Below are 26,239 nucleotides of genomic sequence, written 5' to 3'. Positions count from 1 at the left end.
GAAAAACAGCGGAACGGCCGGTACCGTCTCACAGGTTCATCACAGGTACGCCTCCGCAAGTTCCGTATCAGGGTGGGGAGTTCCGCATGGACCGACGCGGGTTCAACCGACGGGTACTGCTGGGTGGCGCGGCCGTCGTGGGAGGCGGGGCCGCCGCGACATCGTTGTCGCTGGCGCCGGACGCCGCGAGCGCCGACGGACCGGCCAGGACCGCACCGGCCGGGGGCGAGGTGAGACACATCAAGCTCTACGCCGAGAAGCTCGCCGACGGACAGATGGGCTACGGCTTCGAGAAGGGCAAGGCCACGATCCCCGGCCCGCTCATCGAACTCAACGAGGGCGACACCCTGCACATCGAGTTCGAGAACACCATGGACGTCAGAGCGAGCCTGCACGTCCACGGCCTCGACTACGAAATCACCAGCGACGGCACCAAGTTGAACAAGAGCGACGTCGAGCCCGGCGGCACCCGCACCTACACCTGGCGCACCCACGCCCCCGGCCGCCGGAAGGACGGCACCTGGCGGGCGGGCAGCGCGGGCTACTGGCACTACCACGACCACGTGGTGGGCACCGAGCACGGCACGACCGGCATCCGCAAGGGCCTGTACGGTCCGGTGATCGTGCGCCGCAAGGGCGACGTCCTCCCGGACAGGACGTACACGATCGTCTTCAACGACATGCTCATCAACAACAAGCCGGCGCATTCGGGGCCCGACTTCGAGGCCACGGTGGGGGATCGCGTCGAGTTCGTGATGATCACCCACGGGGAGTACTACCACACGTTCCACATGCACGGTCACCGCTGGGCCGACAACCGCACGGGCATGCTCACCGGACCCGACGACCCGAGCCAGGTCGTCGACAACAAGATCGTGGGGCCCGCGGACTCCTTCGGCTTCCAGGTGATCGCGGGGGAGGGCGTCGGGGCGGGCGCCTGGATGTACCACTGCCATGTCCAGAGCCACTCCGACATGGGGATGGTCGGGCTGTTCCTGGTGAAGAAGACGGACGGGACCATCCCGGGGTACGAGCCGCACGAGCACGATCACTGACGGGGAGGACGAACAGGGCCCGTTCCGTGGCGGGTTGCTCCTGCACGTCGAGGCGGGGGCCGCGGCAGACCACGCGACGGTGACCGGCCGAGCGGCTGCCGTCGACACCGAGCAGTCGGCCCTCCTGGACCGGCTCGACCGTCGAGTCGGTGAGGCCGCCGAGCAACCAGCCGACCTCCCGCGGCTGGTGGTGCCCCCATACCGGCTCCCCCCGTCCTGCTCCAGCACCGCAGGCCCGGTTCGCGGCGACTCCCTGATCGGGTGGCGAGGCGGGTCGCGTCCGAGTGCCCGCCCTCCACGGTGACGATCACGGCCTCGTACGGATCACCCGGCCCCGCCGAGTCGCGCGGCGGCCACCGCGCCCGCCCGAACACGTCGACGGAGCTGTCCCGGACGGTCCGGCCGTGGTGGGCGCGGGGGAGCAGGGCGTACGGGGGTGAGTCGGCTGTCAGCGGCCATGGGCCGTCTTCCTCGTCATACGGCGATCCTGGCGATCCGCACGCCGCTCCGATCTCCCCGGAGAGCGCTCTCACGCCCTCCCCGACCAGGGCTATCCTGAGCCGCAACCACGAGGAGGGCCCCGAAGTGACCGAGACAGCGCCGCGTCCCACGCTGGAGGCCGTGGCCGAGCGGGCCGGGGTCTCGCGGGCCACCGTGTCCCGGGTGGTGAACGGTGGGGACGGGGTGCGGGAGCCGCTCGTCGAGCGGGTCCGGCGCGCGGTGGAGGAGCTGGGGTACGTGCCCAACCAGGCCGCCCGCAGCCTCGTGACGCGCCGCCATGACGCGATCGCCGTCGTCGTCGCCGAACCGGAGACCCGGGTCTTCGCCGACCCCTTCTTCGCCCGGCAACTCAGGGGCATCAGCAAGGAGTTGACGGCACACGACAACCAGCTGGTCCTGCTGCTGACCGAGGGGCGCGACGACCATGCCCGGGTCGGCCGCTACCTCGCCGGCGGCCATGTCGACGGGGCGCTCGTCTTCTCCCTGCACCTCGACGATCCGCTGCCCGAACTGATCCAACGGGCCAGGATCCCGACGGTGTTCGGCGGGCGGCCCGGGTGGAACGACGGCAGCCGTGACGTGGTGTTCGTCGACAGCGACAACCGGGGCGGGGCGCGGGACGCCGTACGTCATCTCGTGGGCCTCGGCCGCAGGCGTGTCGCGCACATCACCGGTGCCCTGGACCAGACGTCGGCGGTGGACCGGCTGGAGGGGTTCCGGGACGTCATGGGGGACGCCGGTCCGGGGCTGGTGGCCGAGGGGGACTTCACCCCCGGGGGCGGGGAACGGGCCATGCGGGAGCTGCTCGACCGGTGCCCGGACGTCGACGCGGTGTTCGCCGCGAACGACCTCATGGCGTCCGGGGCGCTGCGGGTGCTGCGTGAGCGGGGGCGGCGCGTACCCGACGACGTCGCCGTGATCGGGTTCGACGACATGCTGCCGGTGGCGGAGCAGACCGATCCGCCGCTCACGACGATCCGTCAGGACATCGAGGAGATGGGGCGGTTGATGGCACGGCTGCTGCTGGGCACCGGCGGCGCCGCGTCCAGCGTCGTGCTCCGGACGACGCTGGTGCGGCGGGCGTCCGCCTAGGCGTGGTGGGCGCGCAGTTTGTCCAGCGTCAACTCCAGCAGGGCCACCCGGAACTCGGGCTCCGTGTCGCCGCCGTCCTCGTGCTCGTTCGGCCGGTCGGGCCAGCCGTCCTGGCGCAGCCCCTCCAGCAGCCGGGTCCACTGCGCGGTCACGTCCTTCCGCGGCCGCTTTCCGAGATCGAGGAAGAGGTCCACGGAGCTGATGAACCGGGCCTCGACATCGGGCCGTCGCAGCTCGGCCGTCAGCCGGTCGTACGCTCCGGGCTCGTCGCGGTGGATCGCTCCGTCCACGCTCGCCACGCGCAGACCCGGGTCGGCCGATCCTGCCTTGCCCGCGAGCGCGGCGGAGGCGGCCCGTGTGTCGGCCTCCTCGCCGCAGGGAATCGTGGCGAGTGCGTACGCCGCCGAGCGCACGACCTCGATGTCGGGGTCGTTCTCCATGGCCTCGATCAGGGCGGCGACCGCCCGTGACTCCTCGGGCAGTCCGGGCGCGATGGTGTCCAGCCCGGCGGCGGCGTTCGCCCGTACCAGCGGGTCGGCGTGACCGAGCGCCGTGAGGAACAGCCCGACCGGCGGGTCGGCCAGGCGTCGGCCGGCGTGCAGCGCGGGGTAGCAGCTCAGCACCTCGCTGAAGGTGAACGGATCCTGGTCCGGTACGCAGAGCCTGTCGAGCGTCGCGCGGACGGCGTCGTTCAGGCACACCTGGTTGAACTGGAGCATGACGGCGAGTGCCTCCACGCCCAGCGCCACGCGGTCCGGTTCGGCACTCCCGCACAGGTCGAGGGCCTCCCTGATGCGCAGGGCGGCCAGCTGCCGATCAGCCCAGGTCTCGTCATCGGGCGGTTCGGCGTGGGAAACCAGCAGCGCGTGGCGGTCGTCGCTCCCCGCCGGGTGCGCGAGGGCCCGCTCCAAGGTCTCCCGGGTCTCGCGTCGCGTTCGCTCGATGTCGTCCGCGGGGAGCGGAACGTAGCGGCGTACGGCGTCGTGAAGCAACTCGACGGTCACACCGAAGGTGACCACGTAGTTGAGGGAGTCCGGGTCCGTCCCGGACAGCTCATGAGGCTTCCCGCCCTGCTCACGCACGCGCCGCAGCCGAGCGCCCACTTCGGCCGCCAACTCGTCGTCGACGGTGTCCAACGCGGTACCCGTCCCGAACTCCGCCAGCAGGGCGGTCCAGGCACGCACCAGTTCAACCGGCTCATCGGCATGCGCGGCGAACATCCGCTCCACGCGTTCCCGCACCGCCCGATCCCGGCACACGGCATCGCAGAACGGCCCCGCGACGGCGTCGAACCAGATAGGTGAGGGCTCCCGGTCCATCGCCTGCGCCAGCTCCCGTATCGCCCACCCCGTGTCCCGCGCCTGGGCGATCTCCCCGGCGGCGGTCACCCGTACCTCCGGCTCGGGCGACCTCAGCCGCGCGGACAGCTCGCTCTGCCGCTCCTGCTCTTTCCGAGCCCGGCGCTCGGTGAACGTCCTGAACATCCCGACAGGTTAAGGGCGCTCACCGACCGTGCTCCCCGCGACCCCGGTCAGCCCTGCTCCGGCACGCTCCTGATCACCGCGAACCGCGCCCCGTACGGATCGGCCAGCTTGGCCACGCGGCCGACGCCCTCCACGTCCGTGGCGGGCATACGGACCGTGCCGCCGAGCTCCCGCGTCTTGGAGACCACCGTGTCCGGGTCGGTGACCTCGAAGTACGGCAGCCAGTACGGATCCGTCTCCCCGGGGGCCTCGGACAGGGGCACGATGCCGCCGAACATGGCGTCCTCGGAGGCACCGGCGGGGTTGACGGTGGTGTACGTGCCGCCGGGGAAGTCGACGCCGTAGGTCTCCAGACCGAGAGCGGCGTTGTAGAAGAACGCGGCCGCGGGCTGGTCCGGTGTGTACAGCTCCAGCCAGCACAGCGAGCCCGGTTCCCGTACGACGTCGAGGCCCTTGTTCCGGGCGGGCTGCCAGATGCCGAAGGGGACGCCCGCCTTGTCGGCGAGGATGGCCATACGGCCCTGGTCCATGACGTCCATGGGCTGCATCAGCACCGCGCCGTGCGCCTGCTCGGCGGCCTTCGCCGTGGCGTCCGCGTCCGGGGTCTGGAAGTACACCGTCCAGGAGGGCGGGCCCTGCTCCGGGGGGTTCTGCATGCCGGCCGCGGCCGTCCTGCCGTCGAGCTGGAAGAAGCCGTATCCGCCGGTCTCGGGCGGCCCCGGCTGGAACCGCCAGCCGAACAGCGCGCCGTAGAAGGAAGCGGCGCCGTCGATGTCGGGGGTGCCGAGATCGAGCCAGTTCGGGGCGCCGGTGACATAACGGGTGGTGAGCATCGTTGCCCTCCTCTGAAGGGTCCCGTCCACTGCACTGACGAGTCTCGCACCGCCCACTGACAATCGCCCCGGGCAGTGACCATCCGTGACCGGAAGGCCTCTCCCAGTTTTCCCGCGAATCCGCGCGCCGCCGTGCGCCACGCCGTGCTACGGAGGACCATCAAGGCGCCGGAGGCCCGCGAGCGCGGCGTTGATCCCGCGTTGATCGAACGTTTTTCGCCGCCCGGCACGATCCAGAGCATGCTCATCGAAACGATCACCCCGCCCGGCCCGGACTGGCAGGACGAGGCGTTGTGCGCGCAGACCGGTGGAGACTTCTTCTTCCCCGAGCCGGGCAGTTCCGTACGGGAGGCGAAGCGGATCTGCGGCCTGTGCCCGATCCGCTCCGCCTGTCTGGAGTACGCCCTCGACAACGACGAACGCTTCGGTGTGTGGGGCGGCCTGTCGGAGAAGGAACGCCTGGAGATCAGGCGTTCACACTGATCAGGCGTACGTCACACCGAACCGCCACGTGCCCGCCGGTACCCGCACGTCCTGGCCGGTCACGGCGAGCTCCTGCCCGTTCGCCTCGGCCGAGCGCACCTCGCCGAACCGGCACGGGTAGACGAACCGCACCCCCTCCGGGGCCTGGGTGATGTCCACGGTCACCGTCCGCGCGGCCGGATCGTGGGCGAGCCGGTAGCCGAACGGGGAGCCGAAGAGCGTCGGCGCCGCGTCCACGGTGACGCGCTCGTCCCCCGGCACCCAGTGCGGCCGCACGCCGGGAGCGATGTACAGGTGCGGGTCGTGGTCCTCGTCGGCCTCGAAGAAGAGGATGTCGCGGATCAGCAGCAGATACTCGGCGGCCGCCCAGCCGTGCGGGATGTCGCCCATGTACCAACGGCCGAAGGGGACTTCGGCGAAGTCGGAGGCCACCGGGTACGCGTGCTGCTCGTTCCAGGCGCCCAGGGCCGCCGCGCGTCCGGCCGTGTGCGGGAAGCCCGCGTCGAAGGTCCAGCCGAGCAGCTCGTCCATCCGTCCCGGATCACCGGCCAGCAGACAGGCGTGCGCCAACTGCATGGTCAGATACGGCCCGTACGCGTTCCAGGCGGCGTCGTGCCGGAAGCCACCGCGGACGAAGTGCGCGTACATCGTGTCGAGCGTGAAGCGCGCCGCCCGGTCGATGTCGTCGCCCAGCTTGCTGCCCATGTGCAGGCGCAGCGGGTGGAAGTAGGCGGCCGCGCCGATCATCGTCGAGTCGAGCCGGCCGACATCGCCGGGCCCGGTCGGGATGTACGTCTCCCAGGCCCCGCGCGCCCGCTGCTCACCGAGCACCCAGCGGATCGACTCGGCGGTGGCGTGCTTCAGGTCGTCGAAGGCGCCCCAGAGTTCGGCGGTCTCCGGTGCCCCGATCCGCTCGGCGAGCCGTGCCGCTTCGTACAGTCCGGCCAGGCCCCAGAAGTCGTCCCAGTAGTGCGGCTTGTCGCGCTCGCCGAGGTGCTCGGCGCTCCAGCCGCTGTGCAGCAGGCCGTACTCGTCGCGGTTGTCCCGCAGCCAGCGGGCGGCGTCGCGCACGTACGGGACGTACAACTTGGCTCCGAACGCCGCCCGTCGGCCGCTCGTGCGGTCGAACCGGCCGATCGCCCACAGGGCTTGGCCGTTGCTGTCCCACTCGCGGTCGTCCTTCTCGTGCGGTCCGCCGTAGAAGCCGTACTCGGCGCATGGCCCGATCCGGCCGGTCCCGCGGTTGAACTTCAGCGGGTAGTGGGTTCCCAACTGCCGTTCGGCCAGGGCCGAGTCGCCGACGAGCGAGCATGCCGTCGCCTCGACGCTGGAGTCACGGATCCAGAAGGAGTCGTAGACGGTCGGGCCGGGATGGATCTCACCGTGGTCGGACAGGATCAGGAGCTGCGAACGCGCCTGCCGGAACTGGTCGGCGAGGTGCGCCACCGGACGCGGCAGCCCCGGCTGGAGGCCTTGCCCGAGGAGCTTCGCCGTCCAGAAGTCCCGGTTGGCCGCCTCCAGTTCGGCGGTCGGCGTGCCCCTGAGTTCGGCGAGGTCGGCCGCGCCGGAGAACTGGTCCACGGGCAGGCGTACGTCGATCTCGAAGACCTCGTCCTCGGCGATCCGGAACGGCCACGCGAACACGGCGCTGCACAGCCCCGCCACCTGGTCCTGTGCCTCCAGGGCGCCGTTCAGCTTGCCGCCGACGGCCAGGTCGTGGAAGGCGCTGCGGGTGAGGTAGGTGTCCGGGTCGTGGGAGAAGTCCGGGTTGCCGTAGACCCCGTACTGCTCCGGCGCGGTGTCGAAGACCGGGCCCCAGCCCGAGTTGGTCTCCACTCGCTGCTCGTCGGGGAGATGACGCAGGAACGTCAGCCGACGGTCGGTGATCTGCCGTCCGCCGCGGTCGTGCCGCTGGAAGCCGCTCGGCCCGGCCGGCAGCACCGCCGCACACAGCAGCCCGGTGCGCTCCTGTCCCGTCGGACTGCCCACGGTGACCCGGGTGACGACCAGGTCCCGGCCGCTCGCCCCGACGGTGCCGGCGAAGGTGCGCTGCACGAACTCCACGTCGTCCGCGGTGCGGAACGTGGTCAGCACGACCGGCAGATGCGGCGCCTCCAGCCGCTGCTCCACCCTTCCGCCGTCCGGGAGTTGGGGCAGCCATGAGGTGCCCGTGGCCGGATCGTGCAGGAAGAACGAGAGGCTGTACTTGTCGTAGACCGGTTCGATCTCGCCCGCCTGGCCGATCAGGGACTCCTGACGGTGGTCCTTGACGCCGACCATGTGCCAGTACCGGTACAGGGCGTTGGAGGCGAAGGCCGCCTCCTTGGATTCGTAGGTGCCGGAGTCGAACTCGTCGCTCCAGCGTCGGAAGGCCTGCTGCGCCCACCAGGGCACGGGGTACGGGACCTGTTCCCGACCCGCCCAGGCGCGCCACATGACCTCGTAGAACATCCACTCATGGGTCTGGGCCATGGTGTGTCACCCCCTTCGGGCACCGTTGCACCGACGGGGCGTCCCGTAAATCGGTGCGACCGGCCGTTCGGGGTGCGGTTAGGATCCGGGGGCGCGGTCCGGGCGTAGCGCAGAGGCAGACGCGCCGCCCTCTCAAGGCGGTTACGCCGGTTCGAATCCGGTCGTCCGGATGCGTGCGCGGGGTCCCGTAGAGCAGAGGCAGACTCGCCGCCTTGTCAGGGCGGATACGCCGGTTCGAATCCGGTCGGGACCGCGGTACGGCGGGTGATGGGCGGGGACGGCACAGGGGCGAGGCGATCATGGCGGCGGGACTGTCCGCTTCGGAGCACGAGGCGGTCGGCGAGGCGGAACTGGCCGTCTTCCACCAGGTCGTGGGCAAGCTGCGGGCGCTGCCCGTCGACGACCCGGTGCGATTGCGCGCCGAGCAGGTCGCCGCGTCCTTCGCCCGCGACGGACGGCTGCGGCGGCGCAAGGCACGGGGCGCCGAGGCCTCCGCCGCCGACGCGCGGGCCATGGCCGCGACCGCGACCGGCGCACTGGGCCGCCGCGAGGACGCACCGCTGGCCGGGTCCGGGGACGCGGGCGTCTTCCGTAAGCCCCGCACCTGCTATGTCTGCAAGTCGCCCTATCAACACGTTGATGCCTTCTACCACCGCCTCTGCCCCGGCTGCGCCGCCGACAACACGGCCCGGCGGCAGCTGGGCACCGACCTCCGCGGGCGCCGCGTGCTGCTCACCGGCGGCCGGGTGAAGATCGGTTTCCAGCTCGCGCTGATGATGCTGCGCGACGGCGCCGAGGTCCTGGTCACCTCCCGCTTCCCGCACGACACCGTGCGCCGCTTCCGTGCCGAGCCGGGCAGCGGGAAGTGGCGCGACCGGCTGACCGTGCTCGCCGTCGATCTGCGCGACCCGCGCCAAGTACTCGGCCTGTGCGAGGAGTTGCGGCAGGAGGGCGAGCCGCTGGACATCCTCGTCAACAACGCCGCGCAGACCGTACGGCGACCGCCCGAGTCGTACGCGCTGCTCGCCTCCGGGGAGTACGGCGCGCTGCCCGAGGGCGCGCGGCAGGCGCCCGGCTTCACGCCGATGCGGATGCTGGAAGGCGGCGCCGCATCGCTCCCCGCCGCCCTGCGCGAGGCCGACGAGGCGGGGCTGCTGCCCGACCCGTCACCGGAGAACTCCTGGTCGGCCCGGCTCGGCGCCCTCGACCCGGCCGAGGTGCTGGAGACCCAGCTCGTCAACGCCCTCGCCCCGGCCCTGCTCTGCGACCGGCTGCTGCCCCTGCTGCTCGCCTCGCCGCACCCGCGCCGGTACGTGGTCAACGTGACCGCGGTGGAGGGCCGTTTCGCCGTCCGCAACAAGATGGCGGGCCATCCGCACACCAACATGGCCAAGGCCGCCCTCAACATGCTCACCCGCACCAGCGCCGCCGAACTCGCCGAGCAGGGCGTCCACATGTGCGCCGTCGACACCGGCTGGATCACCGACGAGAACCCGGCGCCGAAGAAGGCGCGGATGGCGCAGGCCGGTTTCCGGACGCCGCTGGACGTGGTGGACGGGGCGGCCCGGGTGTACGACCCGATCGTGCGGGGTGAGGCGGGGGACCCGGTGTCCGGGGTGTTCCTCAAGGACTATCGGGAGGCGCAATGGTGACACCGGACGGATTCGCCGGTGTGCCGTCCGTCGTGCCGCGCCCGGTCGCCGAACTCGCCCCGCTGCTCGACTGGTTGCGAGCCGGGCGCCCCGCCGGGGAACGGCTGGACTTCCCGGCGGGTACGGCACTGCCCGACGGGCGGCTCGACCTGTGCAAGCAGGAGCTGGGCGCCGAGGGTGCCGCCCTGGTCGCCGATGCCCTGGCCCAGGGGCCCTCTCCGGTACGGCATCTGCTGCTCGGCACGGACGGACTGGGCGATGCCGGGGCGGCCGTCGTGGCCGGAGCGGGCGCGGAGGTCGAGACGCTCTACCTCGGCTGCAACGGGATCACCGCGGGCGGCGCCTGCCGGATCGCCGACCAGCTGCGGGCCTCGCCGCACGTCGTCACCGGGGTGTGGCTCAAACGCAATCCGCTGGGCGCCGGGGGAGGGCGGGCGGCGGCCGAACTCATCGAGTCCGCACGGTCGTTGCGCACCCTCGACCTCGTGCAGACCGGCCTCGACGCGGCAGGCGCCGTCGTCCTCGCCGACGCGCTGCTGGCGGCGGCCGGCAACGGGCGCCGTATCGAGCGGCTCTTCGTCGGCGGCAACCCGCTGGGGGAGCCGGGATCGGAAGCGCTCGGCGCGGTCGTGGCGGCGGGCGCGATCGACGAACTGTACGTGTCCGCGGCCCGGTTGGGGGACGCGGGAGCGCTCCGGCTGGCCGACGCGCTGGAGCGGGCGCCGCACGGACGGCTCACCCGGCTCGCCGTGGCCAGCAACGGCATCGGACCGCGGGCCGCCGCCCGGCTGGTGACGGCGGCCACCGCGGCCGGGGTCACCCTGCTGGACCTGGGCCGGGTGCGCGCGGCGGCGGTGCTGGGCGCGGCCGACAACCACGTCGACCGGATGGCCGCCGAGACGATGGCCGAAGCACTGGCCGCCGCCGAGCACCGACTGAGCCACCTGGTCCTCACCCACACCGGCATGCGCAGCCGCGAGGCCCACCGCCTCCTCGACACCGCGCCCCGCGCCGTCACCGCCACGCGTTTCGTCCTGGGCCACGGCATCGCGGCCAGCGTCAGACGCCGGCTGAACGCGCTCAGCGCACACCTCCCGCCACCAGCTGTCCCCTCCGACGTGGCCGCCGTGCGGAGCGTGCACAGGACGGCCCCGCCCGAGGCCTGAGAGTCACTGTCTCCGCATCCCCACGAACACCTCCGTCCAGAACCGCTGCTGGCGCTCCGACGCCCCCACGAGATACGTGGCCCGAAGCTTCGCCGGCAGCAGGGCGACCAGACGTGCCACCACCGCGCGGTGCTTCTTCAGCTGCGACAGCTCCGCGTTGGCGAGGATCTGGTGGACGACGTCACTGTCGTCACCGCCCTCGTCGGTGTGCGCGGCGGCACGACGTAGCCGGGCCTCCCACGCGTCGGCGTCCCGGGCGAGCTCACGCAGACCCGTGACCTGGCGGCCCCTCAGCCGATCCATGAGGGCCGTGAGCGGAACCGGCGCGTACTCGCCGTCGCCCAGATACACCGTGCCCATCTCCAGCGGCAGCCCGCGCCGGTGCAGCTTGATGAGCCGCTCCAGCGTGCGCTTGGTGATCCAGGCCCGCCCGTCGTCGTCGATGTCGTGCTTCCACCACTCAAGGACCGTCTCCGCGTCGGAGCCGTAGTGGGCGAGCAGCCACTCGTTGGCCGGGATGTCCTCCGGTTCGACGGTCAGTGAGGCCGTGAAGCGCGTCGCCTGGGCGATGTTGTTCCGGGACACCAGCAGCTTGCGGCCGAGGTGGTACGGCGGGTTCTGGACGGCTATCTGGGCGCGCAGGTTCTCGATCCGCCGCCCGGCCAGCGACCACTCCTGGGTGATCTCCATGAGCTTGGCGAACGCGGCCTTGTCCTTGGGCCGGTTGTACTCGTCCCACACGATCGCCTTGGGCTCAGGACCCGTGAAGTGCGCGGCGAGCAGGTTGTCCAGGGTGCCGTCCGCCGACGGGACCGGCGCGCACAGGTCCTCGACGTTGGTCACCGGCAGCGAGAAGTACAGCGCGTCCCGGCCGAGCCCCTCGCGCACCGTCTCCCGCACCAGCTCCGTCTTGCCGCACCCGGGCGGGCCCTGGAGCAGCACCGTCCAGCGGTTGCGCAGCGCGGCGCGCACGACCTGCCGTACCGGGTCGGGGATCGTCGACGGGTTGGCCACGCCCACCGACTCGGCGATCCGGTCCAGGATCTCGTGCGTGCGGTTCTGCCCGGGCTTGCCGTCCGGTCCCGGCTCGGCCAGCCGCAGCCGCTCGCCGTCGACCAGGGGCAGGCCCCAGCGCAGCGGGAAGCCCTCCTTCGCGTTGGCCAGGACGTGGTCGAGGGTGCGTGGGGAGAGCCGCTCGCGCAGGGCGGGGGAGAGCGACGCCCACAGCGAGAACACCGGACGCAGATCCCACGGGCGGTACTTGGCCGCCAGATGCCGACGCCAGGACGTGTCGTCGGCCGTGATCCGCAGCGTGACCATGCGGTCCAGGAGCGCGAGGTCACCGCGCCTCGACGAGGTCTCCGCGAGCGACTCGTTGTCGGTGAGGAACACCCCGACGCAGCCCAGGGCCCGCAGATCGTGCTCGCCCAGCGTCCAGTTGCAGGCGATCTGCATCAGCTGCGACTGGATGGTGTCGCCCGCCTGCAACGAGTCGTCGATCAGCAGCACGAACGGGGTGCCGGGCTTCAGCTGGCTCATCACCAGCTGGCGCAGCACCAGTTCACCGGTGTGGGGATCGCGCACCGGGGCGTTGACGAGCAGGTCGTCCGGTGTCAGGTTGGCCGCCGGTACGTACACCAGCGCGGTGTCCGGGTGGGCGCGGGCGAGGTGCGAGAAGAACGTCGCCGTCTTGCCGATGCCGTGCTCGCCGAAGACCTGGCCCGTCTGGCCCATGTCGATCATCGCGTCGATGAACGACTCAAGACGTGAAACGGACGTCGACTGCCTGGTCTCTTGCCTTGTCTCTGTGGTCATCTACCGCGATCCCGTGGTGACGCGATGGCAGTCCATCGCGGGTGTGTGCGTCTCGGGCCACTCGTCGCCGCCCTCAGTGATCAGCCAGATCCATTTGTCCGGCTCGGCGGGCGTGACCGGCGGCGCGTACCCGTCGGTGAGCATCACGACCGCGTCCGGGGTCTCGTCGAAACGGCGCCCGTTCACCTCCGTACGGCCCTCCACGTAGTCCGCGACGGCCTGGAAGCTCGTACCCCCGCCGCCGTACACCCGCTCGCCCGGCACGAAGGGCATCACCACGGCGTCGAAGGACAGCCAGTGCGCCTGGACCCCGTCGATCCGGCCCACGAGTGCGGTGAGCCAGGTGATCACGTGGTGCGGCATCGAGCCCGAGGTGTCGTACGCGATGACCAGGACCTTGTCGCGGACCGGGCCGCGGCGCGCCAGCATCGGGTCCTGGCCGAGGGCCGCGAGCAGGGCGCCGCGCTTCTTCGGGTACACCAGCCGTTCGCCGTCGCGCAGTCGGGAGCCGAGGACGTCGACCAGCCAGCGCTGCCACCAGTGGACCGTACGCGTGCGCGTGGTCTCGCCACGCAGCATGCCCGCGCCCAGGTTCCCCCAGATCCGGGCCGCCCGGGCGCTGCCGTCCGTGGTGCGGTCCATGAGGTCGAGCAGCTCCCGCTCCGCGCCCGCGTGCCCGCGCCGGGCCGCCAGCAGGGAGTTGAGCAGCGCGGAGGAGGTCACCGCGTCGACGGTCTCCTGGTCCGCCGGGACCGGGGCGCCGCCCGCCAGACGCGCACACAGCCGGTGCTCCGGGACCGGCGGGCGGTGCATCCGCTTCAGCTCGCCGTACACCCGCAGGTCCGTCTCGGTGAACGTCTCGTACGACACCGGCTCCAGGCCGTGGGCCGTGAGGTCCGCACGGTAGCGCTCGTACACCGCGCGCGGGTCGATACCCGTCGGCCGGCCGTCCAGCAGCGGCAGTTCGGACCTGTCGAGCCGGACCAGTGCCACATGGTTGATGGACACCTCGGCGGCCAGCTCGAAGACCGGGTCGTCATGCAGCTCGGGGTCGGCGAACAGATGGCGGTGCACGAGGTGGCGGGCCTCGTGGAACAGGACGAACTTCACGCCGTCCAGGCCGAGTCCGACGAAGAAGTCCGGGTTGAACAGCAGCAGGCACGTGCCGTCGCCGGACGCCACCACGGCCGCCGTGTCGATCGCGGTCGTCGGGATCTGGTGGTGGCACTTCGCGTAGAGCCAGGACGCCACCGCCGACTGCGTCAGCCCGAAGTCCAGCAGCGCGGCCTCCTTGAGCCGCCGTGCCTGCGCCACCACCGCCGGATCCGCCGGGCGGTACGCCTCCAGTGCCCTGCGGTCGGCGAGGTCGACCACCGGGGGACGCCGCCCCCGCTCTCCGTACGCCATGCCGTGCCCCCCGTACTGACGTGCCCCCGTGCCTCATTGGTACCAGGGCCCACTGACATCGGGCCAAGGCATTACGATCTGGCGTCAAGGGCGGGGTCGTAGCGCAGAGGCAGGCGCACCGGTCTCCAAAACCAGAACACGCTGGTTCGAATCCAGCCGCCCCGCCCCCCTAGGCGATGGCACCCGCGGTCACGACCAGCTCCGGTGCGTTCCCGTGGAAGGTCTCCATCAGCTGGGCCAGCACCGCCCAGGCCTCCTCACGGTCGCCCAAGTGCTCCCGGACGAGCGGGCGGAGCGCGTCCTCGGCCTCCTGGACGCGGGCCGGGAACAGCGCGTGCCCCAGCGCGAGCACTTCCAGGACACCGATGGCGGGCCCCCGGGACGTCGCGTACTCGGCGGGACCGCCGTACACGCCCGCCTGGCGCAGCCGGTGCGTGAACTTGGCGTGCGAGCCGAAGGATTCGCGCACCAGGGGCGGGCAGTCCGGGCGCACGGACAGCGCCCAGCGCGCGTAACCCGGCAGCGGACGCTCGCGGTCCGCCTCGCCGACGGTCCACCAGTCGTCCCGCGTGAGCACCATGGACGCGGCGGCGCGTCCCTCGGCCATCGAGTCGACCGCGCGCAGACCGCCGACGAGGCCATGGCGGACGTAGCTCTCGGGGATCTCGGGCTCCGAGCCCGGAAGGCCGCGTTCGACCGGGATGGTCCCGGTGCGGCCGGGCCGGAACGGCACACCGCGCGAGACGGCCCTGCGCAGCCCGGAGTCGGTCGGGATGTGGCGCCACACCACGGCGTTGAGCGCGGGGTCGTCGTTCTCCAGGATCCACAGCGCCACCGAGGCCGGCAGGTGGATCGCCCACGTCCAGGCCCGCCGCAGACGCTCCGTCGTGGCCTCGGGTCGCTCGGGCGAGGGCAGCCCGGTGCGTGCCCGTACCCGCTCGGCGGTCTCGCCGTCGACCAGGCCGAGCAGGAAGCCGACCGCCTGTTCCACCCTGCTGTTCTGCCGCATGGCCGCATGATGCCGCAGGCCAGGGGCGAACCGCACCGGAATTCGGCGGTCGGCCGGAGGCGCGGTCAGCCGGCGGCGCGCGCCGCCATCCGCGCCTTGCGCGTGGCCAGCTTCTCGTCGAACTTGGCGGCCTCCGAGTCGAGACCGCCCATGTACAGGCCGATCTCGTCCTGTGCCTGCTGCCCCTCGGGGCCGAGACCGTCGATGTCCATGACCTTCAGGAACCGCAGCACCGGCTGGATGACGTCGTCGTGGTGGATGCGCAGGTTGTACACCTCGCCGATCGCCATCTGGGCCGCGAACCGCTCGAAGCCGGGCATGCCGTGGCCGGGCATGCGGAAGTTGACGAGGACGTCGCGCACGGCCTGCATGGTCAGGTCGGGGGCCAGCTCGAACGCGGCCTTCAGAAGGTTGCGGTAGAAGACCATGTGGAGGTTCTCGTCGGTCGCGATGCGCGCCAGCATGCGGTCGCAGACCGGGTCGCCCGACTGGTGGCCGGTGTTGCGGTGCGAGACGCGGGTCGCCAGTTCCTGGAAGGCGACGTAGGCGACCGAGTGCAGCATCGAGTGCCGGTTGTCCGACTCGAAGCCCTCGCTCATGTGCTGCATGCGGAAGGCTTCCAGCTTGTCCGGGTCCACCGCGCGGGAGGCGAGGAGGTAGTCGCGCATCACGATGCCGTGGCGGCCCTCCTCGGCGGTCCAGCGGTGCACCCAGGTGCCCCAGGCGCCGTCACGGCCGAAGAGCGAGGCGATCTCGTGGTGGTAGCTGGGGAGGTTGTCCTCGGTCAGGAGGTTCACCACGAGCGCGATACGGCCGATCTCGGTGACCTTCGACTGCTCCTTGTCCCAGGCCTCGCCGTCCTCGAAGAAGCCGGGGAAGTTGCGCCCGTCGCTCCACGGCACGTACTCGTGCGGCATCCAGTCCTTGGTGACCTTGAGGTGCCGGTTGAGCTCCTTCTCGACCACTTCCTCCAGCGCGTACAGCAGCTTGGCGTCGGTCCAGACGGAAGGGCTGCCGAGGTGAGGGGTGGCGATCGTCACGGGAACTCCAGGGGGACGTGTGACAAAGCTGAACAAACCGGCGAGCGGTTGCCGGATCCAACGGAACTTACGAGAGCGTAGGCTACGAAGCCGTAGGTTACGAGACCGTAGGTTAAGTGCGCTGTAAAGATCCCTGATCAGCCCGTGTTCCCGGGCATTCCCGAAAGGTCCCAGGACCGCAGGTCCCGGGGCTGAACGGGTGGTCCGCTCACTCGGTCAGGCGTACAGCTCCCGCATCCGGACCGAGAGGCATGTCACACATCCCTCGAGTTTCTCGAACTCGCCGATCTCGACGACGACCGGCTCGTGGCCGAGGTCGGCGAGCAGCTCCGTCGTCTTGGGCGCGCTCGCCGAGATGAGCAGCTTGTGGCCGCCGAGCAGCACGACGTGGCCGCCGGCCTCCTCGGGGACCGACAGGAAGCGCGGGAAGAGCGAGGGCCGGTCCACCTTGGGGATGTGTCCGATGACCGTCCCGTCGGGCAGCGCCGTGACCGCCGACTTCAGATGCAGCACCTTGCTCACCGGCACCGCGACGACCCGCGCCCCGAGCGGCTCGAACGCGGCCCGCAGCTGCTGTACACCGGCCGCGTTGGTACGGCCGCCGCGCCCCACGTAGATCGTGTCGCCGACCTTCAGGACGTCGCCGCCGTCGAGCGTGCCGGGCTCCCACACCCAGTTCACCGAGCAGCCGAGCGAGGCCACCGCCTCCTCGACCCCGGCGGTCTCCGGGCGCCGGGACTCGGCGCCGGGCCGGGTGATCAGCGCGACGTTCTTGTACATGACGACCGTGTCCTCGACGAACACGGAGTCCGGGCAGTCGTCGGCCGGATCCACCTCGACCGTGTCCCAGCCGTGCGCGCGCAGGGTCTCGACGTAGGCCTCCCACTGCTCGACCGCGAGATCGAGGTCGATCTTCTCGCGCTCGATGTGCGTCACCAGGCCTTCGGCGAGGCGCGGGCTGGGGCGGCGGACGAGGGCCTTCTTGCTGGACACGAGTAACTCCGTAACGGCGGCAGGGACGGCACCCCGGAAAAGCGGCACCGGTCAGCCATCATGCAGGGCGGGCCCGCGCAACCAAAACCCCCCGTACCAGGCTGTGGCCCTCCTGAGATACGCGGCGGTAACCGGACCCGGGCCGCGAGCGGTGCTCGCGGCCCGGGCGGCTAGGCGGGATCCGCGACGGCCTCCGGTGTGGTTTCCCGCAGCTCGCCGTCCAGCAGCAGCCAGCGGGTGATGCCGATCGACTCCAGGAACGGCAGATCGTGGCTGGCCACGATCAGCGCCCCCTCGTACGACTCCAGCGCGGTCGTCAGCTGCCTGACGCTCGCCATGTCGAGGTTGTTCGTCGGCTCGTCCAGCATCAGCAGCTGCGGCGCCGGCTCGGCCAGCATCAGCGCGGCCAGCGCCGCCCGGAAGCGTTCGCCGCCGGACAGGGTCGCCGCCCGCTGGTCGGCGCGGGCGCCCCGGAACAGGAAACGGGCGAGACGGGCCCGCACCCGGTTGTTGGTGGCGCCCGGCGCGAACCGGGCCACGTTCTCGGCGACGCTGAGCTCGTCGTCGAGCACGTCGAGGCGCTGCGGCAGGAAACGCAGCGGCACATGGGCCGTCGCCTCGCCCGCCACCGGCTCCAGCTCCCCGGCGATCGTCCGCAGCAGCGTCGTCTTGCCCGCGCCGTTGCGCCCGATCAGCGCGATCCGCTCGGGCCCGCGCAGATCGAAGCCGCCCTTCACCTGCGCCCCGTACGCCAGCTCCAGATCCATGAGGGTCAGGACCTCGCGGCCCGGCGGGACGGCCGTGAACGGCAGCTCGACGCGGATCTCGTCGTCGTCCCGCACGGCCTCCACCGCCTCGTCCAGCCGCTCCCTGGCCTCGGCGAGCCTCTCCTCGTGCATGATGCGGTGCTTGCCCGCGGACTCCTGCGCCGCGCGCTTGCGCGCCCCCATGACGATCTTCGGCTCGCGCTTCTGGTCCCACATCTTCTGCCCGTACCGCTTGCGGCGGGCCAACTTCATCTGGGCGTCCGACAGTTCGCGCTTCTGCTTCTTCAGATCCGCCTCGGCGACCCGCATCATCCGCTCCGCCGCCTCCTGCTCGACGGCGAGGGCCTCCTCGTAGGCGGAGAAGGTGCCGCCGTACCAGGTGACCTCGCCGGCCCGCAGATCGGCGATCTGGTCGACCAGGTCCAGGAGTTCACGGTCGTGGCTGACCACCACCATGACACCGGTCCAGGACGCGACGGCCGCGTACAGCCGCCGACGGGCGTACAGATCCAGGTTGTTCGTCGGCTCGTCCAGGAGCAGTACGTCCGGGCGGCGCAGCAGCAGCGCGGCCAGCCGCAGGAGCACCGACTCGCCGCCGGACACCTCGCCGATCGTACGGTCCAACCCGATCTCGCCGAGGCCGAGTTCACCGAGCGTGGCCAGGGCGCGCTCCTCCACGTCCCAGTCGTCGCCGACGGTCTCGAAGTGCCGCTCGGCCACGTCGCCCGCCTCGATGGCGTGCAGCGCGGCGCGCCGGTCGGCGATGCCGAGCGCCTCGTCGACCTTCATGCCGGTGTCGAGCGTGACGCTCTGCGGGAGGTAACCCACCTCGCCCGCGACGCGCACGGCGCCGTCGGCCGGGGTGAGTTCACCGGCGATCAGCTTCAACAGGGTGGACTTGCCGGACCCGTTGACGCCGACCAGCCCGGTGCGGCCCGGGCCGATGGCGATGTCCAGGTCCTCGAAGACGGGGGTACCGTCGGGCCAGGTGAAGAAGAGGGAGGTGCAAGTGACGGAAGTAGACATACGGGCCTCGCGGTTGCTCGATGCGACAGGGGGCAAACGCGTATCGAGACACCTGCGACCAAGGGGGAGCCGGATTCCGTGGGCATGTCCGGGGCATGAGAAGAGCCCTGCACCGGAGGACGGCTCGAACGCCGAGGTCGCACGCGACGCACCCACATACGGCGGGTGACGCGGTGTCTCAGGACCTCAGACGAGCAACGTCCTTCTCCAATCGGCGGCAACAGGACCGTCATACACCGTAGGAGAGGCCCAGAAGGCTGTCAACGAATTAACGTGAGACCCGATCGCACCTCAAGGAGGCCCCGTGCCCAACGGCTCGCTGTCGCTGCCCGCCCGGCTCTATCTGCTGGCCTGGGACACCACGAGGAACGAGCCCGCCGGCACCACCCACCTGGCGCGGGCCGGCGCCCTCGCCGAGCTGGCCCAGCGCGGTCTGCTCGTCGACGACGACGGCATCGCCACCCCGGTCGACATGGACGCCCGGACCGGGGACGCCGTCCTCGACGGGCTCCTGGAACTCGTACGCGAGTCCCGGCCGCACCACTGGCGCAGCTGGGTGCCGCTGCACGCGCGCGTGACGGCGGACGCCGTACGGGAACAGCTCGCCGCCGAGGGATACCTGCGGGCGGACAAGCGCCGGGCCCTCGGCCTCTTCCCGACCGTCGAGTACGCCCTGGAACGCGCCGCCGTCGTGGACGCGCTGCGAGAGGAGGCACGGCGGGTCCTCGAAGGGCCCGTGCGGCCCGCGGACGTCTCCGCGCGGGACGCCGCCGTCGTCGTGCTGGCGGCCGCGGCCGGGGTGAGCGCGCTGGGCGCCCGCAAGGAGCACGGACGGGGCACGGAGCGGCTGGCGGAGCTGACCGAGCGCAGCGGGGCGGCGACGCCGGGACTGCGGAAGGTCATGGACGAGCTGAGCACGGCGCTGACGGCGGCCGCCGCGCCTACGGGGGTCTGAGGGCGGCGAGCGTACCTGCCCTCACATCCACGTCGGATTCCTGCCAGACCCGCCCCGGCACCCGCTGCTTGGCTGGACGCCATGACGCACCAGACCTCCCTCCGTGACCGCGCCCTCGCCTTCCACGCCCTGCATGTGCCGGGGCGGCCGCTCGTCCTGCCCAACGCCTGGGACACCGCGAGTGCCCGGGTCGTCGAGGACGCCGGTGCCGCCGCGGTGGCGACCACCAGCGCGGGGCTCGCCTGGGCCCTGGGCGCGGCGGACGGCGACCGGGTGGAGCGGGAGCGGGCGCTCGGTGTCGTCGCGGACATCGTGGCCACCGTCGGCGTGCCCGTCAGCGCGGACATCGAAAGCGGCTACGCCGTGGATCCGGAGGGCGTCGGCGCCACGGTCCGCGCGGTGCTCGCGGCGGGCGCGGTCGGCGTGAACATCGAGGACGCGCTGTACGGGGAGGGCGCCGGGCCGCTGCGGGCCGTCGCCGAGCAGGCCGAGCGGATCGCCGCCGCGCGAGAGGCCGCCGATGCCGAGGGGGTGCCGCTGTTCGTCAACGCCCGCATCGACACGTTCCTGCGGGAGGCCGGGGACGTGGAGCTCACCCTGGAACGGGCCGCCGCCTTCCGCGCCGCGGGCGCCGACGGGATCTTCGTCCCCGGGGCCGTCGAGCCGGGAACCGTGAAGCTGCTCGTCGACGGCGTCGACGGTCCGCTGAACGTCATGGTCGGCCCCGGTGCCCCGCCGGTCGCGGAACTGGCCGCGCTCGGCGTCGCGCGCGTGAGCGCCGGTTCGGGCATCGCGCAGGCCGCGCACGCGCTGGTCCACCGCGCCGCGAGGGAGCTGCTGGTGGCGGGCACGTACGACTCGCTGGTGGGGGGCCTCGACTACGGCAGGCTCAACGAGCTGCTGGGAAGGGTGCGCTAGTCGCTTCTCCGCGGAGCGCTACGCGTCCCGCATCAGCTCCGCCAGCTGCTTGTCCAGGTCCAACTGGAGGTGCTCCAGCCCCACCGGCACCAGCTCGGCCGTGGCCTGGAGGAACCGCCGCACCTCCCCCGAGCGCACATGCACGACGGCGGTGCCCTCGGGCGCGTGGAACTCCAGAACGGTGCGGTCGTACCCGTACGGCCGCACCCGCACGTCGCCATGCCCCTCGGCGGTCGTGAGCCCCGCGGTGAGGAGCTCGCGGGAGAAGGTCCAGCAGACCTCCACGCCCTCCAGCGTGGCCGGAGCCGGGAAGGTCATGCGGACGGCGAACGGATCGCGCCGGTCGTAGTGCAGCGTGGCGGGGATACTCGGCATCCGCGGCGCGGCGGCGACGAGACGGGCCTCAACGGGCTGCTCGATGACAGTGGACAACGCGTTGCTCCCTCGTGACGGCTGGACCGACTTCCGGGCGGATCGGGCCGGGCACTGGTAGAGACGACGGAACGGGCCCATCCGTGTACACGAAAGTCGAGTGACCTCGGTCACCGTTTCTCATGCGCGTGAGTGACGCAGACCACCTTCCGTGACACGAAGGGCACGTGTGGCGACCGCCGCCCCGCCCGACGGCGGTCTGGACGGCCACGGGCGCGTGCACTAGCTTCGCCCGCCATGAGGCGCATGGGGAGCACGCGACGCACGCGACACAGGGGACTTACGGGCAGGCGGCCGGCTTGGCGGCTCGCCGCGGGGGTGGCGTGCGCGGCGGCGCTGGCCGCGCTGACGGCCCTGCCCGCACAGGCGCAGCCGCAGCCGGAGCACCGGGCGCCGCACTGGGAACTCAAGGACAGCGGGACCCCGGAGGTGCGGTTCCGCGGACTGTCGGCCGTCAGCCGGACCACCGCCTGGGTCTCCGGCACCCAGGGGACCGTCCTGCGCACCACGGACGCCGGCGCGAGCTGGCGGAACGTCTCTCCGCCCGGTGTCGGCGAGCTCCAGTTCCGCGACATCGAGGCCTTCGACGCGCGCCGGGCCGTCGTGCTGGCCATCGGCGAGGGCGAGGCGTCCCGGGTGTACCGGACCGACGACGGCGGGGCCACCTGGACCGAGTCCTTCCGCAACACCGACGCACGGGCCTTCTACGACTGCCTCACCTTCTTCGACCGCGAGCACGGTCTGGCGATGAGCGACCCGGTGGACGGGAAGTTCCGCATCCTGTCCACGAGCGACGGCGGCCGTTCCTGGAAGGTGCTGCCGAGCGACGGCATGCCGGCCGCGCTGGAGGGGGAGGCCGGGTTCGCGGCCAGTGGCCAGTGCCTGGTGAGCTCCGGTCCCAAGGACGTCTGGCTGGCCACCGGGGGAGCGGCACGCGCACGCGTGCTGCACTCCTCCGACCGCGGCCTGACCTGGCGGGCCACGGACTCGCCGATCCCGGCGGGCGACCCCGCCAAAGGCGTCTTCGCACTCGCCTTCCGCGACCGCGCCCACGGCCTCGCGGTCGGCGGCGACTACCGCCCCGACCAGGCGTCCCCGCAGGCCGGCGCCGTGACCCGGGACGGCGGCCGCACCTGGCAGCCCTCGGCGACACCGCCGCCCGCCTACCGCTCGGGCGTCGCCTGGCTCCCGTACAGCCGCACCGCCGCCCTCGCGGTCGGTCCCACCGGCACCGACCTGACGACGGACGGCGGCCGCACCTGGCGCACGGTCGACACGGGCTCGTACGACACCGTGGACTGCACCCCCGACCTCGGCTGCTGGGCGGCCGGCGAGAAGGGGCGCGTGGCCCGCCTGGAGAGCTGATCCGGAACGCCCGCGGAAGGAAGCCGGTGCGAACGCGTCGACGACTCAGGAGGGCGACTCGCGGTACCGCTCCAGCTCCGGTGCGGTCTTCGTGGCTGTGAACTCGGTGATGCGGTAGGCGCAGACGCCGGCCGTGACGAACGGGTCGGTCGCCGCGATCCCCTCGATCCGCGCGCGGTCCTCCGCGACGGCGAGGATCACCCCTCCGTCGCGGGGGTTCTTGCGCCCGGAGGCGAGGAACACGCCCTGCTCGTACCGTGCGTCGAGCCATGCCACGTGTGCCTCCAGCGCGGCGTCGACCTGATCGAGCGGGGCGGTGTAGGTCAGCTCCAGAACGAACATGATCGCGAGCCTACTTCGACGTACGCTCGTCCCACCATGAGGACCGTGAGCATTCCCGCGGGCTGGCCCGCGACCGAGGAGCAAGCCCGTGCCGTCCAGGACGAGTTGCGGACGAAGGTGGTGCTCGACGAGCCGGGACCGCCGCCCGGTACGGGGCGGGTGACCGGAGTGGACGTGGCGTACGACGACGAACGGGACGTCGTGGCGGCCGCGGCGGTCGTGCTGGACGCGGCGACTCTGGAGGTCGTCGCCGAGGCGACGGCGGTCGGCCGTATCCCGTTCCCGTACGTCCCCGGCCTGCTCGCCTTCCGTGAGATCCCCACGGTCATGGCCGCGTTGGAGGCGCTCCCGTGCCCGCCCGGCCTGGTCGTCTGCGACGGCTACGGTCTCGCCCACCCCCGCCGCTTCGGCCTCGCCAGCCACCTCGGCGTCCTCACCGGCCTCCCCACGATCGGCGTCGCCAAGAACCCCTTCACCTTCACCTACGACGCCCCGGACACCCCACGCGCCAGTACCTCCCCGCTCCTCGCGGGCACCGAGGAGGTCGGCCGCGCACTCCGCACCCGCGAGGCCGTCAAGCCGGTCTTCGTCTCCGTCGGCCACCGCGTGGACCTGGACAACGCCTGCGCCCACACCCTGGCGTTGACCCCCGACTACCGCCTCCCGGAGACGACCCGCCGAGCGGACTCCCTGTGCCGGAGGGCCCTGACGGAGGCGACGCGGGTCAGGAACCCGTAGGGGCACCGGGCGGCACGGGACCCCGAGACGACCCTGAGCTGCGGGGGCGCGTGGACGCCGTACTGGGCGACTGAGTACCCGATCTGAGTATCTGTACGGATGTGAGCGCCCCGGGGTGATCGGCAGGCTGGGCCCCATGACGACGCACCGTATGCCCCGCCACCGCTCCCCGAAGCCCCTCGCCGACCCGAACCGGCCGGTCGAGCGGGCTGTGATGGCCGCGCTCGTCCTGGCCGTGCTCGCGGGGCTCGCGTGGATCTGCGGGATGATCTACACGGTCGCCACCTGGCCGCTGTAGGTCACCGGGCCGTGGCCACCCGGAAGACGATCCCCGCGCGCCGCAGACGTTCGGTGAGCGCGTCGCCCATCGCCACCGCCGTGGTGACCTGACCGGACGTGGGCGGAAGGTCGTCGAAGGCCAGGGAGAGGGCCGCCTCGGCGAAGATCTTCGCCGTCTCGTCGTAGCCCGGGTCGCCGCCCGCCACCTCGGTGAACACTTGGCGGCCGCCGCCCTCGCCGACGAAACGGATCCTGAACCAGCTCTTGGCGCGCTTCTCGGCACTCGGCCCGTCCCCCGGTTTGAGCCGGTCGGACAGCCAGCGTCGCGCGGGCGGCAGTTGGGCGGCCGCGAAGAGCGCGCCCACGGCCGCGACCCCACCCACCGCGATCGGCAGCCGGCGTACGGCCGCGTAGTGGCGGTAGCGGAAGTCGGGGCCGTAACGTTCCAGCGCCCGGGCCGACCGCCCCACGATCTGCGGGTCGATCGTCGGCAGCGGCAGCGCCCACGAGTCGACCTCCCCGACGTATCGCGGCGCACCGCTCGGCGTCGACGCCCGCCGCCCCACCAGCCGCGGCTCGTGCCGGCCACGGTCCCGCGCGGCGGCGATCATCTGCCGTCCGCGCGCGAACTGGCCCAGCGCCGAGGCGAACGTACCGCCCGAGAAGGTCGCGTCCGCCGTCACGAACCCGTCCACCGTGAGCGGCACCCCCTCCGGCAGCTGCCGCACCGTGAAGTACACGCCCAGGTCGTGCGGCACCGAGTCGAAGCCGCACGCGTGCACCAGACGTGCCCCGGTCTCCCGCGCGCGTGCGTCATGGCGGACGTACATCCGGTCCACGAACTCCGGCTCACCGGTGAGGTCGAGGTAGTCCGCCCCGGACTCCGCGCAGGCCGCGACCAGTTCCTCGCCGTAGGTCACATAGGGGCCCACCGTCGTGGCCACCACGCGCGCGTGCTCGGCGAGCGCCCGCAGCGAGGCCGGATCGGCCACGTCCGCCCGCAGCACCCCGACCTCCGCGCCGCCCGGCAGCCGCTCCCGCAGCGCCCGGAGCCTGTCCTCGTTGCGCCCCGCGACAGCCCAGCGCAGTCCCTCGGGCGCGTGCGCGGCGAGGTACTCCGCGGTGAGCGTCCCCACGAACCCGGTGGCTCCGAAGAGCACGATGTCGTACGGACGGTCCGCCCTGTTCAGCCTGCTCATGACACCCCTCGGTTCCGCACCACGCGCCGTTGTCGGTGGCCGAGGCTAGCGTGAGCGGTGCGGAGCCCTGCGACTAGGCCGGAGGTGTGCGGTGGCCATGCCCGAAAATGCCCTGAAGAAACGGGAGAAATGAGAGGCTGATTGTCTAAGCGCTTGCTCGTTGAGGTCTTGTGCCCAGTGGAACAGGTTCTTAGCATCACTGGTGTTACATCAGTTGTGTCACGCCAATGGGGGCTGCATGACAACGGCAACGACGCCAGGGCAGGGCCCGCTGACCGGCGTACGCGTACTCGAACTGGCCGGCATCGGACCGGGGCCGTTCGCCGCCATGCTCCTCGCCGACCTCGGCGCCGACGTGGTCCGCGTGGACCGGCCCGGCGGCCCCGGGCTCGCCATCAAGGCCGAGTACGACGTCACCAACCGCAACAAGCGCTCGGTGATCATCGACCTCAAGGCCCCGGACGGCGCCGCCCGCGTCCTCGACCTCGCCGAACGCGCCGACATCCTGATCGAGGGCTATCGCCCCGGAGTCGCCGAGCGCCTCGGCATCGGCCCCGAGGCCTGCCACGCCCGCAACCCGGGGCTCGTCTACGGCCGGATGACAGGCTGGGGGCAGGAGGGCCCGCTCGCCCCGCGCGCCGGCCACGACATCGCGTACATCGCCCTCACCGGCACCCTCGGCATGATCGGCAGCCCCGACGCGCCCCCGCCGGCCCCCGCCAACCTCCTGGGCGACTACGCGGGCGGCTCCCTCTACCTCGTCGTAGGCGTCCTCGCCGCCCTCCACCACGCGCGCGCCACCGGCACCGGTCAGATCGTCGACGCCGCCATCGTCGACGGCACCGCCCACCTCTCGGCGATGATCCACGGCATGCTCGCCGCCGGCGGCTGGCAGGACCGGCGCGGCGCCAACCTCCTGGACGGCGGCTGCCCGTACTACGGCACCTATGAGACGGCCGACGGGAAGCACATGGCGGTCGGGCCGCTGGAGCCGCAGTTCTACGCCGAGTTCGTCCGCCTGCTCGACCTTCAGGAGCACGCCGAGGCCCGCAAGGACTGGACCCGCTGGGGTGACCTGCGCGAGGCCGTCGCCGCCCGTTTCAAGTCCCGTACGAGGGACCAGTGGACGGCCGTCTTCGACGGCACGGACGCGTGCGTGGCCCCCGTCCTGTCGCTGCGCGAGGCCCCGCACCACCCCCACCTCGCCGCCCGCGGC

Annotated in this window: 23 protein-coding genes and 3 tRNA genes; 14 read left to right on the top strand and 12 right to left on the bottom strand. The window is 72.0% G+C overall.

The features are described from left to right. Positions 1-86: 86 nt before the first annotated feature. Complete coding sequence (locus HLK59_RS03745; RefSeq protein WP_171139742.1) at positions 87-1,055, top strand: multicopper oxidase domain-containing protein; 969 nt, start codon at positions 87-89, stop codon at positions 1,053-1,055. Positions 1,056-1,640: 585 nt separating this feature from the next. Further along, on the top strand, positions 1,641-2,648 hold the full coding sequence (locus HLK59_RS03740; RefSeq protein WP_171139741.1) for a LacI family DNA-binding transcriptional regulator: 1,008 nt from the start codon (positions 1,641-1,643) through the stop codon (positions 2,646-2,648). Here the strand turns inward: HLK59_RS03740 and HLK59_RS03735 are convergent. After that, the gene (locus HLK59_RS03735; protein WP_171139740.1) at positions 2,645-4,132 is read right to left on the bottom strand and encodes a HEAT repeat domain-containing protein; all 1,488 of its coding nucleotides are present in this window, start codon (positions 4,130-4,132) and stop codon (positions 2,645-2,647) included. The genes HLK59_RS03740 and HLK59_RS03735 overlap by 4 nt on opposite strands. Positions 4,133-4,179: 47 nt before the next feature. Next, complete coding sequence (locus HLK59_RS03730) at positions 4,180-4,965, bottom strand: VOC family protein (protein WP_171139739.1); 786 nt, start codon at positions 4,963-4,965, stop codon at positions 4,180-4,182. 240 nt (positions 4,966-5,205) lie between these two features. Here HLK59_RS03730 and HLK59_RS03725 point away from each other — a divergent pair, with 240 nt between their 5' ends. Further along, positions 5,206-5,448 (top strand): WhiB family transcriptional regulator, encoded by a 243-nt coding sequence (locus HLK59_RS03725; protein ID WP_171139738.1) that lies wholly within the window; start codon positions 5,206-5,208, stop codon positions 5,446-5,448. Here HLK59_RS03725 and HLK59_RS03720 read toward each other — a convergent pair whose 3' ends face one another. Then, complete coding sequence (locus HLK59_RS03720; protein ID WP_171139737.1) at positions 5,449-7,920, bottom strand: hypothetical protein; 2,472 nt, start codon at positions 7,918-7,920, stop codon at positions 5,449-5,451. Positions 7,921-8,018: 98 nt separating this feature from the next. Between HLK59_RS03720 and HLK59_RS03715 the strand changes: the two genes are divergently transcribed. The 4 genes from HLK59_RS03715 (at position 8,019) to HLK59_RS03700 (ending at position 10,738) form a co-directional block, all read left to right on the top strand. Continuing rightward, a tRNA-Glu gene (locus HLK59_RS03715) sits at positions 8,019-8,090 on the top strand. A gap of 11 nt (positions 8,091-8,101) precedes the next feature. Continuing rightward, positions 8,102-8,173, top strand: a tRNA-Asp gene (locus HLK59_RS03710). 46 nt (positions 8,174-8,219) lie between these two features. Next, positions 8,220-9,572, top strand: coding sequence for an SDR family oxidoreductase (locus tag HLK59_RS03705; protein WP_171139736.1), 1,353 nt, complete (start codon positions 8,220-8,222; stop codon positions 9,570-9,572). Next, positions 9,566-10,738, top strand: coding sequence for a ribonuclease inhibitor (locus HLK59_RS03700; RefSeq protein WP_171139735.1), 1,173 nt, complete (start codon positions 9,566-9,568; stop codon positions 10,736-10,738). Before HLK59_RS03705 ends, HLK59_RS03700 begins: the two co-directional genes overlap by 7 nt. 3 nt (positions 10,739-10,741) lie before the next feature. Here the strand turns inward: HLK59_RS03700 and HLK59_RS03695 are convergent, their stop codons facing one another. Both HLK59_RS03695 and HLK59_RS03690 read right to left on the bottom strand, forming a co-directional pair. Next, on the bottom strand, positions 10,742-12,553 hold the full coding sequence (locus HLK59_RS03695; RefSeq protein ID WP_171139734.1) for an AAA family ATPase: 1,812 nt from the start codon (positions 12,551-12,553) through the stop codon (positions 10,742-10,744). Beyond that, positions 12,554-13,960 carry a hypothetical protein gene (locus tag HLK59_RS03690; RefSeq protein ID WP_171139733.1) on the bottom strand — a complete coding sequence of 469 codons (1,407 nt, stop codon included), beginning with the start codon at positions 13,958-13,960 and terminating at the stop codon, positions 12,554-12,556. It lies immediately after the preceding gene. A gap of 90 nt (positions 13,961-14,050) precedes the next feature. Between HLK59_RS03690 and HLK59_RS03685 the strand changes: the two genes are divergently transcribed. Then, positions 14,051-14,126, top strand: a tRNA-Trp gene (locus HLK59_RS03685). A gap of 3 nt (positions 14,127-14,129) precedes the next feature. Here the strand turns inward: HLK59_RS03685 and HLK59_RS03680 are convergent. The 4 genes from HLK59_RS03680 to HLK59_RS03665 form a co-directional block, all read right to left on the bottom strand. Then, a complete protein-coding gene (locus HLK59_RS03680; RefSeq protein WP_171139732.1) occupies positions 14,130-14,969 on the bottom strand; it encodes a hypothetical protein in 840 nt (279 codons plus the stop codon). A gap of 65 nt (positions 14,970-15,034) precedes the next feature. Continuing rightward, the gene (locus tag HLK59_RS03675; RefSeq protein ID WP_171139731.1) at positions 15,035-16,009 is read right to left on the bottom strand and encodes an acyl-ACP desaturase; all 975 of its coding nucleotides are present in this window, start codon (positions 16,007-16,009) and stop codon (positions 15,035-15,037) included. A 216-nt stretch (positions 16,010-16,225) separates the two neighbouring features. Continuing rightward, positions 16,226-17,002 (bottom strand): dimethylargininase, encoded by a 777-nt coding sequence (ddaH, locus tag HLK59_RS03670; RefSeq protein WP_171139730.1) that lies wholly within the window; start codon positions 17,000-17,002, stop codon positions 16,226-16,228. Between the two features lie 170 nt (positions 17,003-17,172). After that, entirely contained in the window at positions 17,173-18,795 is a 1,623-nt protein-coding gene (locus tag HLK59_RS03665) for an ABC-F family ATP-binding cassette domain-containing protein (protein ID WP_171139729.1), read from the bottom strand. A gap of 304 nt (positions 18,796-19,099) precedes the next feature. Here HLK59_RS03665 and HLK59_RS03660 point away from each other — a divergent pair, with 304 nt between their 5' ends. Together HLK59_RS03660 and HLK59_RS03655 are read left to right on the top strand one after the other, a co-directional pair. Beyond that, complete coding sequence (locus tag HLK59_RS03660) at positions 19,100-19,750, top strand: GPP34 family phosphoprotein (protein ID WP_171139728.1); 651 nt, start codon at positions 19,100-19,102, stop codon at positions 19,748-19,750. Positions 19,751-19,831: 81 nt separating this feature from the next. Beyond that, complete coding sequence (locus tag HLK59_RS03655; RefSeq protein WP_171139727.1) at positions 19,832-20,668, top strand: isocitrate lyase/phosphoenolpyruvate mutase family protein; 837 nt, start codon at positions 19,832-19,834, stop codon at positions 20,666-20,668. A gap of 18 nt (positions 20,669-20,686) precedes the next feature. On the opposite strand, the gene HLK59_RS03650 is transcribed toward HLK59_RS03655, so the two are convergent. Beyond that, positions 20,687-21,100, bottom strand: coding sequence for an SsgA family sporulation/cell division regulator (locus HLK59_RS03650; RefSeq protein ID WP_171139726.1), 414 nt, complete (start codon positions 21,098-21,100; stop codon positions 20,687-20,689). Positions 21,101-21,346: 246 nt separating this feature from the next. On the opposite strand from HLK59_RS03650, the gene HLK59_RS03645 reads away from it, so the two are divergent. Continuing rightward, positions 21,347-22,465 (top strand): oxidoreductase, encoded by a 1,119-nt coding sequence (locus tag HLK59_RS03645; RefSeq protein WP_240982187.1) that lies wholly within the window; start codon positions 21,347-21,349, stop codon positions 22,463-22,465. Between the two features lie 45 nt (positions 22,466-22,510). On the opposite strand, the gene HLK59_RS03640 is transcribed toward HLK59_RS03645, so the two are convergent. Then, complete coding sequence (locus tag HLK59_RS03640) at positions 22,511-22,807, bottom strand: YciI family protein (protein WP_171139725.1); 297 nt, start codon at positions 22,805-22,807, stop codon at positions 22,511-22,513. A gap of 36 nt (positions 22,808-22,843) precedes the next feature. Between HLK59_RS03640 and HLK59_RS03635 the strand changes: the two genes are divergently transcribed. Continuing rightward, positions 22,844-23,545 (top strand): endonuclease V, encoded by a 702-nt coding sequence (locus HLK59_RS03635; RefSeq protein ID WP_171139724.1) that lies wholly within the window; start codon positions 22,844-22,846, stop codon positions 23,543-23,545. Between the two features lie 136 nt (positions 23,546-23,681). Further along, the gene (locus HLK59_RS03630) at positions 23,682-23,843 is read left to right on the top strand and encodes a hypothetical protein (RefSeq protein WP_171139720.1); all 162 of its coding nucleotides are present in this window, start codon (positions 23,682-23,684) and stop codon (positions 23,841-23,843) included. A 1-nt stretch (position 23,844) separates the two neighbouring features. Here HLK59_RS03630 and HLK59_RS03625 read toward each other — a convergent pair whose 3' ends face one another. Then, complete coding sequence (locus HLK59_RS03625; RefSeq protein WP_171139723.1) at positions 23,845-25,023, bottom strand: saccharopine dehydrogenase NADP-binding domain-containing protein; 1,179 nt, start codon at positions 25,021-25,023, stop codon at positions 23,845-23,847. 238 nt (positions 25,024-25,261) lie between these two features. Between HLK59_RS03625 and HLK59_RS03620 the strand changes: the two genes are divergently transcribed. Then, positions 25,262-26,239 (top strand): CaiB/BaiF CoA-transferase family protein (locus tag HLK59_RS03620; protein ID WP_171139722.1); only part of this gene is annotated, 978 nt, incomplete at its 3' end.

The sequence above is a fragment of the Streptomyces sp. S3(2020) genome (genome assembly GCF_013044505.1).
Taxonomy (GTDB): Bacteria; Actinomycetota; Actinomycetes; order Streptomycetales; family Streptomycetaceae; genus Streptomyces.
The sequence above is the reverse complement of the archived record's forward strand: the minus strand, read 5'-3'. Positions and strand labels throughout refer to the sequence as shown.